The 13547-nt window shown below is 71.4% G+C and carries 13 protein-coding genes; 5 read left to right on the top strand and 8 right to left on the bottom strand.

Annotated elements, in window-relative coordinates; translation table 11 throughout:
* Position 1: 1 nt before the first annotated feature.
* The 3 genes from ACFYO2_RS08105 to ACFYO2_RS08095 all read left to right on the top strand — a co-directional run bounded on the left by ACFYO2_RS08105 (position 2) and on the right by ACFYO2_RS08095 (position 2494).
* Positions 2–727 carry an ABC transporter permease gene (locus ACFYO2_RS08105; RefSeq protein WP_388345705.1) on the top strand — a complete coding sequence of 242 codons (726 nt, stop codon included), beginning with the start codon at positions 2–4 and terminating at the stop codon, positions 725–727.
* A 57-nt stretch (positions 728–784) separates the two neighbouring features.
* A complete protein-coding gene (locus ACFYO2_RS08100; RefSeq protein WP_388345702.1) occupies positions 785–1225 on the top strand; it encodes a hypothetical protein in 441 nt (146 codons plus the stop codon).
* Positions 1226–1339: 114 nt separating this feature from the next.
* The gene (locus ACFYO2_RS08095) at positions 1340–2494 is read left to right on the top strand and encodes an FAD-dependent monooxygenase (RefSeq protein WP_388345699.1); all 1155 of its coding nucleotides are present in this window, start codon (positions 1340–1342) and stop codon (positions 2492–2494) included.
* 66 nt (positions 2495–2560) lie between these two features.
* Here the strand turns inward: ACFYO2_RS08095 and mug are convergent, their stop codons facing one another.
* From mug to ACFYO2_RS08080, 3 genes are all read right to left on the bottom strand, one after another.
* Positions 2561–3106 carry a G/U mismatch-specific DNA glycosylase gene (mug, locus tag ACFYO2_RS08090; RefSeq protein ID WP_388346091.1) on the bottom strand — a complete coding sequence of 182 codons (546 nt, stop codon included), beginning with the start codon at positions 3104–3106 and terminating at the stop codon, positions 2561–2563.
* Positions 3103–4545, bottom strand: coding sequence for an adenylosuccinate lyase (gene purB / locus ACFYO2_RS08085; protein WP_388345697.1), 1443 nt, complete (start codon positions 4543–4545; stop codon positions 3103–3105). The genes mug and purB overlap by 4 nt, the downstream gene beginning before the upstream one ends.
* A gap of 141 nt (positions 4546–4686) precedes the next feature.
* Complete coding sequence (locus tag ACFYO2_RS08080; RefSeq protein ID WP_388345694.1) at positions 4687–5721, bottom strand: AsnC family transcriptional regulator; 1035 nt, start codon at positions 5719–5721, stop codon at positions 4687–4689.
* A gap of 137 nt (positions 5722–5858) precedes the next feature.
* Between ACFYO2_RS08080 and ACFYO2_RS08075 the strand changes: the two genes are divergently transcribed.
* Both ACFYO2_RS08075 and ACFYO2_RS08070 read left to right on the top strand, forming a co-directional pair.
* Positions 5859–7412: an AbgT family transporter gene (locus ACFYO2_RS08075; protein ID WP_388345693.1), complete on the top strand. Its 1554-nt coding sequence runs from the start codon at positions 5859–5861 to the stop codon at positions 7410–7412.
* 80 nt (positions 7413–7492) lie between these two features.
* A complete protein-coding gene (locus ACFYO2_RS08070) occupies positions 7493–8674 on the top strand; it encodes a M20 family metallopeptidase (protein ID WP_388345688.1) in 1182 nt (393 codons plus the stop codon).
* 62 nt (positions 8675–8736) lie between these two features.
* Here ACFYO2_RS08070 and ACFYO2_RS08065 read toward each other — a convergent pair whose 3' ends face one another.
* The 5 genes from ACFYO2_RS08065 to ACFYO2_RS08045 all read right to left on the bottom strand — a co-directional run bounded on the left by ACFYO2_RS08065 (position 8737) and on the right by ACFYO2_RS08045 (position 13503).
* Positions 8737–9519, bottom strand: coding sequence for an SGNH/GDSL hydrolase family protein (locus ACFYO2_RS08065; protein WP_388345685.1), 783 nt, complete (start codon positions 9517–9519; stop codon positions 8737–8739).
* A gap of 66 nt (positions 9520–9585) precedes the next feature.
* Positions 9586–10599: a hemolysin family protein gene (locus tag ACFYO2_RS08060; protein ID WP_388345683.1), complete on the bottom strand. Its 1014-nt coding sequence runs from the start codon at positions 10597–10599 to the stop codon at positions 9586–9588.
* Positions 10596–11930: a hemolysin family protein gene (locus tag ACFYO2_RS08055; RefSeq protein WP_388345680.1), complete on the bottom strand. Its 1335-nt coding sequence runs from the start codon at positions 11928–11930 to the stop codon at positions 10596–10598. Before ACFYO2_RS08055 ends, ACFYO2_RS08060 begins: the two co-directional genes overlap by 4 nt.
* 167 nt (positions 11931–12097) lie before the next feature.
* Complete coding sequence (locus tag ACFYO2_RS08050) at positions 12098–12523, bottom strand: GNAT family N-acetyltransferase (RefSeq protein WP_388345677.1); 426 nt, start codon at positions 12521–12523, stop codon at positions 12098–12100.
* 56 nt (positions 12524–12579) lie between these two features.
* Complete coding sequence (locus tag ACFYO2_RS08045) at positions 12580–13503, bottom strand: LLM class F420-dependent oxidoreductase (RefSeq protein WP_388345674.1); 924 nt, start codon at positions 13501–13503, stop codon at positions 12580–12582.
* Positions 13504–13547 lie beyond the last annotated feature (44 nt).

The following is a 13547-nucleotide window of genomic DNA, read 5'->3' as shown; positions in this document are numbered from 1 at the left end:
CATGTCGTTCGCACCCGTCCTGCGCGCCGAGTGGCTGAAGATCCGCACGCTCCGTTCGCTGTGCGGGGCACTGCTGGCGGTGTTCGCCGCGACCACCGCCTTCTCCGCCGTCGCCGGGGCCTCCGAGACGTCCGACCCCGAGTTCGACCCGCTGTTCATGGCCCTGTCCGGGGCCGTGCTCGGCCAGATCGCCGCGATCTCCTTCGGCGCGATGGCCGTTTCCTCGGAGCTCCACGGGGGTGGGTTCCGACTGACCTTCGCCGCGGTGCCGCAGCGCGGTCGATGGTTCGCGGCCAAGGTGACCGCGATCGCCGTACCGTCCCTCCTGGTGGGACTGCTCACCGCCTTCGCCGCCCTCGTCGTGGCTCGGGCCGGGCTCGGCGACGCGGCGAGCGGACTCACCGTCGGCGAACAGGTGCGCGGGGTCGTGGGCTGCGGGATCTACCTGATGCTGATGGCACTGCTGGCGGCCGGACTCGCGGCCCTGTTGCGCAGCGGAGTCGCCACCCTGTCCCTTCTGATCCCGTTCATCCTCGTCGTCTCGTTCGTCGTCGGGGACGCGACGGGCACCGTCGCCGACTTCCTGCCCGACAAGGCGGGCCAGGTGGTGCTGTACCAGACGCACGAGGGCACGTTGGGGCCGTGGTCCGGGCTCGGGGTGACCGCGCTGTGGACGGTGGCGGCGCTGCTGGCGGGAGCGTGGAGCATGCGGCACCGGGACGCCTGACGCCGGGGATGTCTGACGGCACGCCAATTGTCAGTGGTGCCGGGTTTACTGGACCACATGAACATCGCACGGCACATCGCCCTCATCGACGAGCTGTGCTTCCGCCCCTTTCCGGCGGAGCGCCGCCGGTCGGACTTCGGCGTCGAGGGACCCGGGTACCACGTCGCGGTGTTGGACAGCAGTCAGGGCCTCGCGGACTGCGACTGCGGCGTGCGCGCCACGACGGTGGAGCAGTACGAGAAGGACCGGGACGCCCTGTACGAACTGCTGGCGCCGCGCTGGGGACACACGGACCCGTTGAGCCTGCAGACCACCCTGCTGCGCACCGACCGGGAGGAGATACCCGAGCCGTGGGCGTCGTTCAGCGCCGACGCACGCATGACCTATCTGTGGGAGGTGGAGGGGACCGGCCGTTGGCTCGCGGTGGCCGTCGCCGACCGGAACACCTCGGACGAGGTCCGACTCCTCGCGGTGGTCACCGAGATCGACCCACCCTGAACCAGCAGCCAGTACCGGCCTGTTCGGAGCTTTCCGTTGACCGATGCCCTCGTGTTCGGCAATGTCGCCGGTCGTGGGCATGGCGTGCGACTGGCGTCGAAGTGAGGTCGTGGCATGAGGGCGATCGTCGTAGGGGCGGGTATCGGGGGACTCGCCGCGACACTGAGCCTGCGCCGCGCCGGCCATGAGGTCACGCTCGTCGAGCAGACGTCCCGGTTCGCCGAGGTCGGGGCCGGGATCCAGCTCGCGCCCAACGCCACACGCGTGCTGCGCCGACTGGACCTCCTCGACGCGGTTGCCGCGCAGGCCGCCCGACCCTCCCACCTGAGCTTTTGCACCTGGTCCGACGGGTCCGAGATCTGCCGCTACACGCTGGGCCGCGAGGTCGAGGTCGAGTTCGGGGCGCCCTACCTGCTCCTCCACCGGGCCGATCTGCACCAGGCCCTGGCCGCCGCGGTGCCGCCCCGGTCGTTACGCCTGAACACCGCTGTCGTGGGAATCGACCAGGATGACGAGTCCGCCTATGTGACCACGGCAGGCGGTGAGCGCCTGGGCGCGGACCTGGTCGTGGCCGCCGACGGGATACGGTCCGCGGCCCGCCAGTGGCTCTTCGGCGCGGACGAGGCGGTCTTCTCCAAGACCGCTGCCTACCGCGCGCTGCTCCCGGCCGACGAGGTGGCCGATCTCGATCTGCCGGAACTCGGCGTCTGGCTCGGACCGGGCCGGCACTTCGTCCACTACCGGCTGCGCCGCGGGGAACTGCTCAACGTCGTCGCCGTGTTCGGCGCGGAGGCGGCGCAGGAGTCGTGGACCGCTCGGGCGGAGCCGGGAGAGCAACTGCACGTGTTCGACGGGTGGGACTCCCGGGTGCTCAAGGTCCTCGAACGCGCGGGGCAGGTGTTCCGCTATGGCATCTACACACGTAGCCCGCTCGCCCGCTGGAACATCGGACGGGTGACCCTGCTCGGCGACAGTGCCCACGCGATGGTGCCGTTCCAGGCCCAGGGCGCGGCGCAGGCGATCCTGGACGCGGCCGTGCTCGGCGACGCCCTCTCGGGTGCGAAGCCGGCGGAAGTACCCGAGGCGCTCGACCGGTACGCGCGCCGACGGCTGGCGACCGCCACGAGCGCGCAGGCCGGTTCCGCGCGGGCGGGCGAGGAGTTCCACCTGCCGGACGGGCCCGAGGCCCAGGCGCGCAACGCCCGCATGGCGGCCTACGCGGCCGAGCACCGTTTCCTGCCGCAAGCGACCGCGTGGCGGGAGGGATGACGTCCCCCCAGGGGGTGTCCTCGTGCCGCGAGACGGCGAAGGCCCCGGGAGTCCGACCGGCAAACCCTAGTCCTCGGCCGCCACTCGCAACCGCGCGAACTCCTCCGCCATCGTCGCCGCCGTCCAGTGCGCGTTCAGCCCGCTCGGGTTCGGCAGCACCCACACGCGCGTGTCCCCGATCGTCCGCTCCTGCGGCCCCACCCGGGCCTTGCGGTCGTCGAACGCGGCCCGGTAGGCGGTGACCCCGACGACGGCCAGCCAACGCGGCCGCAGCCGGGCCACCTTGAGCGCCAGCCGCCGCCCGCCCTCCCGGTACTCCTCCGCGCCCAGCTCGTCGGCCCGCGCGCTCGCCCGGGCCACGACGTTCGTGATGCCGAGCCCGTACGACAGCAATTCCTGCTGTTCGGACGGCTTCAGGAGCCTCGGTGTGAACCCGGACAGGTGCAGCACCGGCCAGAACCGGTTGCCGGGGCGGGCGAAGTGGTGGCCCGTCGCGGCCGTCATCAGACCGGGGTTGATGCCGCAGAACAGCACGCGCAGGTCGTCCGCGACGACGTCCGGTACCAGACGGCCGCGGGCGGCCTCCAACTCCTCGGGAGTCAAGCGCGTCAGAGGATCGCTCCGGGGGTGTAACCCGCGGCCTCCGGGCGCTGCTTGACGATCTCCTCGATGCGGCCGATCACGGTGGCGACCTGGTCGGCCGCGGCGCCCGTGAAGGACAGCTTGTCGGCCATCAGCGCGTCCAGCCCGGCGCGGTCCAGCGGGATCCGCTCGTCGGCGGCCAGCTTGTCGAGCAGCTCGTTGCGCTCGGCGCCCTGCTCGCGCATCGCCAGCGCGGAGGCCACCGCGTTCTCCTTGATCGCCTCGTGCGCGAGTTCACGGCCGACGCCCGCGCGCACCGCGCCCATCAGCACCTTGGTGGTGGCGAGGAACGGCAGGTAGCGGTCCAGCTCACGGGCGACGACCGCCGGGAAAGCGCCGAACTCGTCGAGCACCGTAAGGAACGTCTCCAGCAGACCGTCGAGGGCGAAGAACGCGTCGGGGAGGGCCACCCGGCGCACCACCGAGCAGGACACGTCACCCTCGTTCCACTGGTCGCCGGCCAGCTCGCCGGTCATCGACGCGTAGCCGCGCAGGATGACCATGAGGCCGTTGACGCGCTCGCAGGAACGGGTGTTCATCTTGTGCGGCATCGCGGACGAGCCGACCTGGCCCGGCTTGAAGCCCTCGGTCACCAGCTCGTGCCCGGCCATCAACCGGATCGTCTTCGCCAGCGAGGACGGGGCCGCCGCCAGCTGCACCAGCGAGGTCACGACCTCGTAGTCCAGTGAGCGCGGGTAGACCTGGCCGACCGAGGTGAACGCCTGCGAGAAGCCCAGATGCCCGGCGATCCGCTGCTCCAGTTCCGCGAGCCTGCCCGCGTCCCCGCCGAGCAGGTCCAGCATGTCCTGCGCCGTGCCGACCGGGCCCTTGATGCCGCGCAGCGGGTAGCGGGCAAGGAGTTCCTCGACCCGGCCGTACGCCACGAGCAGTTCGTCCGCCGCGGTCGCGAAGCGCTTGCCGAGGGTCGTCGCCTGCGCGGCCACGTTGTGCGAGCGGCCGGCCATGACCAGCTCGCCGTACTCGCCCGCCAGCTTCCCGAGCCGCGCCAGCACGGCCACCGTACGGTCGCGCACCAGCTCCAGCGAGAGCCGGATCTGCAGCTGCTCCACGTTCTCGGTGAGGTCGCGGGACGTCATGCCCTTGTGTACCTGCTCGTGCCCGGCGAGGTCGTTGAACTCCTCGATCCGCGCCTTCACATCGTGCCGCGTGACCTTCTCGCGCTCGGCGATGGAAGCCAGGTCGACCTGGTCGAGGACGCGCTCGTAGTCGGCGATCGCCGCGTCCGGCACCTCGATCCCGAGGTCCTTCTGGGCCCGCAGCACGGCGAGCCAGAGCTGACGCTCCAACTTCACCTTCTGCTCGGGCGACCAGAGCGTGGCGAGCTCGGCGGAGGCGTAGCGTCCGGCGAGGACGTTCGGGATGCGGGGCTTGGCGGGAGCGGAAGTCACGTGTACGGAGTTTACCCGCTGTCCAGGGCGGCCCTTGCACGTCCCCTCAGTCCATAAAGTGCAGGTCAGAGGCGCCAAGTTGGTCGCGGGCAGGCTCCGGGAGGAGGCTGACGTGCCGCTGGGCCGACCTCGCTCCCCACGTCATCGCAGCAGCGTCGGCGCGTGGAACTCCCCGAGGCCGGAGGCCAGGTCCCGGTCCAGCCAGTAGCGGCGCGGCTCCGCGAGCATGACGTCGACGCTGACGGTGAGGATGCCGGGGATCTTGGCCAACTCGTTGTCGATGAAGAGGGCGAGGGCGGAGCGGTCGGTGACCAGGCCGGTGGCGAGGACGGACAGGTCGCTGGCGACGTGGACGGCCAGTCGGGTCTGGGCGAGCTGATCGAGGCGGCGCATGACGTCGGGGGTCTCGCCGGGGGCGACCCGCAGACGCAGTATGAACGGGGTCTGGAAGCCCAGCCACTGCGACACGATCTCCAGGCGCGGCTGGACCCAGCGTTCGTCCAGGACGCGGCGTACGACGCGGTGGGCGGTCGAGGTGGCGAGGTCGGCGGCCCGGGCGATGCTCGCGGCGGAGGCCCGGCCGTCCTGGATCAGCTGGGCGACGACCGTGCGCTCGGCCTCGCTCAGGGGTTTCGCGGGGGGCGTCGCGGTCGCGGTCGCGGTGCCTTCCGCCGGCGCGCCGGTCAGCTTCAGCAGCTCGGCCCGTTCGGTGTCGGTCAGGAACCGAGGGTCCCAGGTGATGCCCCGGCGCAGCGTGCTGAGCGCGGGCAGGGCCTTGACGCGGCGGACGCCGGGGACCGAGAACATCCGGTCGATCGCCTCGCTCGTGGCCGCCTCCGAGGGGGCGTGGACGACGGCGTAGAGCGGATGGTCGCCGGAGATCTGGGCCAGGAGCTGCAGATGGGGCAGGTCACGGAGCCGGTCGAGGACGGCCAGCGGCGTCTCGCCCGCGATGTCCAGGAAAACGTGCACCGGCATCGCCGTGGAGTGCATTCCCCAGTCGGACTGCCCGATCACGCGGACCATCCGGGCCTCGTGCAGCCGGTCGTAACGGCGCTTCAGCGTGCTGGCGTCGGCGGACAGGATCGCGCCGATGTCGTCCCAGGTGGCCCGGGGCGCCAGGTGAAGTGCACCGATGAGGCGCCGGTCGAGCTCGTCGAGGAGAGGACGGGTCATGGTGTCCCACCTTAGACTGCCGAAGCTTGCCGGTTAATCCCACTGTTACACACCGAGGCTGGAGAATCTCTCATTTGAGTGCCATGGTTTGCAGGAACGTCCCCGGCAGTTCCCTCTGAATGCACGAAGAGGTACCCATGAGTGCCACCGCGACCCAACCCCAGCCGACCGAGCCTCCATCGAGAGCCCTGCGCGCCGCGTTCCGCGCGTTCGCGGCGATCGAGAAGGCCGGCAACAAACTGCCCAACCCGTTCTGGCTGTTCTGGATCCTCGCGGGGGTCGTCGCCGTCCTCAGCGCCGTCCTGGCAGCGGCCGGCGTCAGCGCCGTACACCCCGGCACGCACGAGACGATCAAGGTGGAGAACCTGCTCAGCAGGGACGGCCTCACCATGGCCGTCGAGGGAGCCGTCGACAACTTCGCCGCCTTCCCGCCGCTGGCCACCATCCTCACCGTGATGTTCGGCATCGCCGTCGCCGAGAGGAGCGGACTGTTCTCGGCGCTGCTGCGCCGGATGGTCGCGCGGGTGCCGGGCAGGTACCTGACCTTCGCGCTGTCGATGACGGCCATGGTCGGCCATGTCGCCGGTGACGCCGCCTACGTCACCCTCATACCGCTCGGCGCACTCGTCTTCCGGGCTGCGGGCCGCAGCCCGGTGCTCGGCTGCATCGTCGCTTATGTCTCCATCTCCGCCGGCTACGACGCCTCGCCGTCCCTCACCACGACCGACGTCCTGCTGTCGTCGATCTCCACCGCCGCCGCCCACACCATCGACGCGGACTACGTGGTCACCCCCGTGGCCAACTACTTCTTCGGCCTCGGCTCGTCCGTCCTCGTGGCCCTGGTGATCACGCTCGTCGTCGACAAGGTCCTCGCCCGCCGCGCCGACCTGGAGCCCGACGAGCCGGTCACCGCGCTGAACGCCGAGGAACTGGAGGCGATCGAGGTCACGGAACAGCAGCACCGCGCGCTGCGCGTGACCGGTCTGGTCGCGCTGGGCTTCATCACGTTCCTGGCACTGGCGATGACCCCGGCGTCCTCACCCCTGCGCGGCGAGGGCGGCGGCATCGTCGACTCCCCGTTGATCGGCGGCATGGCTCTCGTCCTGGGTGTGTTCTTCGCCGTGCTCGGCACCGTCTTCGGCCGCATGACCGGCACGTTCGCGGCGGCACGCGACGTCATCGCCGCAATGGTCGACGGCACCCGCTCGATGGCCCCGATCCTCGTCCTCTTCTTCGCGATCTCCCAGTTCCTCGCCTACTTCAAGTGGACGAACATCGGCAACATCCTCGCCGTCAAGGGCGCGGAGACCCTGCGTGACCTGGAGATGCACGGCTGGACCGTCCTGGTCGGCATCGCCGTGCTGATCACGTTCATGAACCTCGTCATCACCAGCGGCTCCGCCCTGTGGGCGCTGGCCGCCCCCGTCCTCGTGCCCATGCTGATGCTCATCGGCATCGAGCCCGAGACCACCCAGGCCGTCTACCGCGTCGCCGACTCGGTCACCAACTGCGTCACCCCGATGAGCCCGTACTTCGTGATGGCACTCGGCTTCATCCAGCAGTACCGCAAGTCCGCCGGCATCGGCACCCTCGCCTCCTTCACGATCCCGATCGCCGCCGTCGTGTGGATCGTCTGGGTCGCGTTCTTCGTGGCCTGGTACCTGCTCGGCATCCCCTTCGGCGTCAGCTGACCCCACCCTCACCCATCCACGCCACCCCCCACCTCCGTACGAGAAGTACGGGACGTGGTGGACACACGAGAAAGCCGATCATGACCGCATCGCCCGCTGCCTCCGCCCTCACCGCCCGCGCCCAGGAGGTCTCGTCGGAGATCGTCACCGACATCCTGACCCTCGTCCGCCACGAGACCGGCAGCTACGACCTGCCCGGCCTCGCGGCAGGCCTGGACCTCCTGCGCGAGGTGACCGTCCACCGGCTCGGGCGGCCCGACCACGAGCACCGCCATTCCGGCGGCACGTGCGGAGACACCCTCACCCTGACCTACACCGGCACCGGTCCTGGGCACGTCGCGCTCGTCGGCCACTACGACACCGTATGGCCGACCGGCACGCTCGCCGGATGGCAGCAGCCGGAGCCGGACGGCGACGGCCGAGGGAAGCTCAGCGGACCGGGCATCTTCGACATGAAGACCGGGTTGGCCCAGGGCGTCTGGGCCCTGAGGCTCGCCCGGGAGAGCGGCGCACCCGTCCCCACCGTGACCTTTCTCTTCAACGGCGACGAGGAGATCGGCTCCCTGTCCTCCCGTCCCGTGATCGAGGAGGTCGCGCAGAAGGCCGACGTCACGCTGGTCCTGGAGCCGACCGCCCACGGAGCGGTCAAGACCGCCCGCAAGGGTTCCGGGATCTTCCGGGTCACGGCCACCGGCGTCGAGGCGCACGCCGGGCTCGCGCCCCAGGACGGGGCGAACGCGATCAGCGCGCTGTCCGAGTTCGTGGTCGCCGCCGCGGCCGTCGCCGCCCCCGAGCGGGGCACGACGGTCAACACCGGGCTGATCAGGGGTGGTTCCGCCACCAACGTCGTCGCCGGCCGGGCCACCGCAACCATCGACATCCGGGTCGGCGTCGAGTCCGAACAGGACCGCGTGGACGCCGAGTTCGACGCCATCAGGGTCAGTGACCCCCGCGTCCGCATCGAAGTCGACCACGCCTGGAACCGCCCGCCCATGACCCTGAACGCCGCCTCCGCCCCCCTCCTGGACCTCGCCCGCGAAGTCGCCCGCGAACAGGGCCGCGACCTGGCCGACGCCGCCGTCGGCGGTGCCAGCGACGCCAACTTCGTCGCCGCCCTCGGCCTGCCCGTGCTGTGCGGCATGGGCGCGGTCGGCGACGGCGCCCACGCCCGGGGCGAATTCGTCTACCCCGACACCGTGCCCGCCCAGACCGCCCTGGTCGCCGGACTGCTCGGACGGCTGGCTGAACCGCTGCGCGGCTGAACGCCCATCCTCCTCACAGGCCGCGACCTACCGCGCGACGAGTGCCCCGCGTGGTCGGCGGATTACCCCGTCGGCCTTTCGTACGGCAGTAGCTCCGGCCGCTTCGGCGGCAGGCCGTCGCCCGAGGAGCGGCCCGACAGGCGGCGGCCGATCCACGGCAGCAGGTACTGCCGGGCGAAGCGGGCGTCGGCGGCCCGGCGGGCGCCCCAGCCAGGCGGTGGCGTGAGGGGCACAGGCGTGCGCCACTCGGTGTCCTCGGGCTCGTAGCCGAGGCCCTGCCACACCGCTTCCGCGACCCTGCGGTGGCCCTCGCCCGTCAGGTGCAGCCGGTCGACGTCCCACATGCGCGGGTCACCCAGCGAGGGCGCGCCGTACAGGTCGACGACCAGCGCGCCGTGCTTCTCGGCGAGGCCGTCGACGCATTCGAACAGCTCCTCCATGCGCGGCCGGAAGCGCTCCAGGACCGGCCCCTGGCGGCCCGGGCTGCGCATCAGCACCAGCTGCTCGCAGGACGGGGCGAGTCGCTCCACGGCCTCCGTCAGCAGGGCGCGCACCCGCCCCATGTCGCACTTGGGGCGCAGCGTGTCGTTGAGACCGCCGACCAGCGTGACCACGTCGGCCCGCATGGCCGCCGCCACGTCGATCTGCTCGGCGACGATCTGCCCGATCAGCTTTCCGCGCACCGCGAGGTTCGCGTACCGGAAGCCGGGGGAGTGCGCGGCCATCCGCCCGGCGAGCAGGTCGGCCCAGCCCCGGTAGGAGCCGTCCGGCAGCAGGTCCGACATGCCCTCGGTGAAGGAGTCGCCGACCGCGACGAGGCTGGTGTGTGTGGGGTTCTTCTGCATGGCGTCAGCGATGGTAACCCGGGGCCATACCCGTCGGTCGGTCGGCCCCGGGCCCCGTCTCACCGCTCAGGTCCGCTGCCCGAACAACTCCCGCAGCACGTCCTCCATGGTCACCAGGCCGGTCAGCCGCCCGTCCGAGCCCAGCACGGCCGCGAGATGCGTACGGCTGCCCCGCATCGCGGTGAGGACGTCGTCCAGCGGCGTGCTCTCCCGTACCCGGGCGCTGGGCCGCATGTCCTGCACCCGGAACGGCACGTCCCGCGGGGCGGCGTCGAGCGCGTCCTTCACATGCAGGTAGCCGACGATGCGGCGCCCGTCGTCCACCACCGGGAAGCGGGAGAACCCGGACTCGGCCGACAACTGCTCCAACTGCTCCGGAGTGATGCCCACGCGCGCGTAGACGACGCGTTCCAGGGGAAGCACCACGTCCCGCACCGGCCGGCGCCCCAGCTCCAGCGCGTCGTGCAGCCGCTCCAGTGCACGGTCGTCGATCAGGCCCGCCTCGCCGGAGTCCCGTACGATCCGGGCCAGCTCGGCGTCCGAGAAGGTGGCCGCGACCTCGTCCTTGGTCTCGACCCTGAGGAGCTTGAGGAGGGCGTTCGCGAAGGCGTTGATCGTGAAGATCACCGGCCGCAGCGCCCGGGACAGGGCGACCAGCGGCGGGCCGAGCAGCAGCGCGCTGCGCACCGGCTCCGCGAGCGCGATGTTCTTCGGCACCATCTCGCCGAGCAGCATGTGCAGATACGTCGCCAGGGCCAGCGCGATCACGAAGGAGACCGCGTGTCCGGCACCGGCGGGCACGCCCGACGCGTGGAACACCGGCTCCAGCAGATGCGCGATGGCAGGCTCCGCGACCACACCCAGCACCAGCGTGCACAGCGTGATGCCGAGCTGTGCGGCCGCCATCAGCGCGGACACGTGCTGCAGCCCCCACAGCACACTCTTCGCACGCCGGTCGCCCAGGTCGGCATGCGGCTCGATCTGGCTGCGGCGCACGGAGATCAACGCGAACTCGGCGCCCACGAAGAAGGCGTTGACGACGAGGGTCGCCAGACCGATCAGCAACTGAACGGCGGTCACTGGCCCTCCACCTCCGTCATTCCCTCGTTCAGCGGCGCGTGCAGCACCAGCCGCGCGGCCCTGCGGCCCGACGCGTCCACCACGTCCAGCCGCCAGCCCGCCACCTCGACCCGGTCACCGACGGCGGGGATGCGGCCGAGCTCCGTCGCGACGAGGCCGGCCAGGGTCTCGTACGGCCCCTCGGGCGCCTTCAGACCGACGCGGGCGAGCTGGTCGGTGCGGGTGGAGCCGTCCGCCGAATACAGGGTGCGGCCGTCGTCGTCGGTGCCCGCCCGGGCCAGGTCGGGCGTCTCGTGCGGGTCGTGCTCGTCCCGCACCTCGCCCACGACCTCCTCGACGATGTCCTCCAGGGTGGCCACGCCCGCCGTACCGCCGTACTCGTCGATGACCACGGCCATCGTGCGCTTGCCGGACAGCCGGTCCAGGAGCCGGTCCACGGTGAGGGACTCCGGGACCAGCAGCGGCTCACGCATCAGCTCGGACACGGACACGCGGGTGCGGCGCTCGGCGGGCACCGCCACGACGTCCTTGATGTGCGCGGTGCCCACGACCGAGTCGAGGTTGCCGCGGTAGACCGGGAACCGGGACAGGCCGGTCGCCCGGGTCGCGTTCGCCACGTCCTCGCAGGTCGCCTGGACGTCCAGGGCGATGACCTGCACGCGCGGTGTCATCACGTTCTCCGCGGTCAGGTCGGCGAGGTTCAGGGTCCGTACGAACAGCTCGGCGGTGTCGGCCTCCAGGGCGCCCTCCCGGGCGGAGTGCCGGGCCAGTGCGGCCAGCTCCTGCGGCCCGCGCGCGGAGGCCAGCTCCTCGGCGGGCTCCAGACCGAACCGGCGCACCACACGGTTGGCGGTGTTGTTGAGGTGGGAGATGAAGGGGCGGAACGCGGCGCTGAACCAGCGCTGCGCGTTGCCCACGCTCTTGGCCACCGCCAGCGGCGAGGAGATCGCCCAGTTCTTCGGCACCAGCTCGCCGACGACCATCAGGAACACCGTCGACAGGGCCGTACCGAGCACCAGGGCCAGGGAGCTCGCCGTGGAGCGCGAGATGCCGGCCGATTCCAGCGGGCCGGCGATCAGCGCGGCGATCGACGGCTCGGAGAGCATGCCGACCACCAGGTTGGTGACCGTGATGCCGAGCTGCGCGCCGGAGAGCTGGAAGGTCAGGTTCCGTACGGCCTTGAGGGCGCCGGCCGCGCCCCGCTCGCCGCGCTCCACCGCGCGTTCCAGCTCGCCGCGCTCGACGGTGGTCAGCGAGAACTCGGCGGCGACGAAGGCGCCACAGATCAGCGAGAGCAGGATCGCCACCAGCAGCAGGAGCACTTCCGTCATCGGGTCACCTCCGTCCCATGGTCGGACAGGGCGGGGAGGATCGCGCGATGTCGCGTACTGGTACTGGGAGGCTCGCCCATGGGCGGACGCTCACACCTTTCATGGAGGACCGAGTGGCCCTCCAATGGTAAAGGATGGGCAAAAGAGTGCCTTCGGCGGTCGGTTCCCTAGTCGGTGAGGGGCTTCACCCAGCGCCGCCAGTGCTCCTCGGGCGTGTACCCGGCCGCCCGCCACGCATGGTGCCCGGTCTCGTTGCGCGTCAGCACCATCGCGTCCCCGCGCCGCCCGCCCAGCCGTACGAAGCGCTCCTCGGCGGCCGTGAGCAGGGCGCCGCCGATGCCCCGGCGGCGGCGGTCCGGGTGGACCGCGAGCCGGTAGAGGTGGCAGCGCCAGCCGTCGAAGCCCGCGATCACCGTGCCGACCAGTTCCCCGCCGAGCTCGGCCAGGAGCAGGGCCTCGGGGTCGCGGGCGACCAGCCGCTCCACACCGCTCCGGTCGTCACTGATGCTCGTCCCCTCGGCGGCCACCTTCCAGAAGGCCAGCACGGCGTCCAGGTCGTAGGGCGTCGCGGCCCGTATCCGCAGGTCAGTCATACGCCGATCCCATCACGCCCACCGGACCGGGACGCGGAATTCCAGCATCCGGACGGTCATCGACCCCGCAACCGATCGACCACCGGCGCGAACGCCTCCATGTACGGCTCCAGGACCGTCAGATACGAGAACCCGTACCGCTCGCGCTGCGCGAGCACCTTCGCGGTGATCTCCTCCAGCGTGCCGGCCAGCACGAGGGGCAGCTCCAGGGCCTGCTCCACGGTCACGTCCGGCACCCGCTCCACGAGAGGCCGGACGGCCGCCTCGGGATCGTCGGTGATCACCACCAGCTGGAGGAGGAGGTTCAGTTCGGCCGGCTCCACGCGCCCCTTCGCCAGATCCCGGTACCGGGCCACGCGCTCGTCGAGTTCCTCGGGTGTGATCGGCAGCAGCTTCCCCGCCGTGTCCCCCGGCACCGGGCGCGCGCCGGTGAACGCCGCGATGTCGGCGTGCTCGGCGGTGAGCCGCAGCATGCGGTCGCCGTTGCCGCCGACCATCAGCGGCACCCGGGGCTGCACCGGCCGCGGCATGGGGGTCCCCCCGCTCGAGCGAAGTCGAGAGTGGGGGAGATCGGGGGAGCCGAGCAGGCGCTCCACCTCCTCGATCGTGCGCCGCAGATGGTCCACCCGCTCGCCCGGCGAGCCGTACGGCAGTCCGGCCGTGTCGTGCTCGGCCTGCACGTATCCGGTGCCCAGGCCCAGCTCCAGCCGCCCGCCGGTCAGCGCGTCGGTCGTGGCGACCTCGCGGGCCAGCAACGCGGGGTTCCAGAAACCGGCGTTGAGCACGAACGTGCCCAGCCGCGGCCGCTCGGTCGCCTCCGCCGCCGCGACCAGCGCCGGGAAGGGCGCGACCATGCCGAGGTGGTCGGGGACCAGGATCACGTCGTAACCGAGCTCCTCGGCCCGGCGGCACTTGGCGCGCCACTCCTCGGCGGGCCCGGGGACGATCATGCTGGCGCCGAAACGGAACGGACGGGTCATGAACTCTCCTCAGCGGAAAGCGACTTGAGTACCCGCCGTGATTC

The sequence above is a fragment of the Streptomyces sp. NPDC006602 genome (assembly GCF_042870385.1).
Lineage (GTDB): Bacteria > Actinomycetota > Actinomycetes > Streptomycetales > Streptomycetaceae > Streptomyces.
Note: the sequence above shows the minus strand (reverse complement) of the source record. Positions and strands in the feature narration are given on the sequence as shown.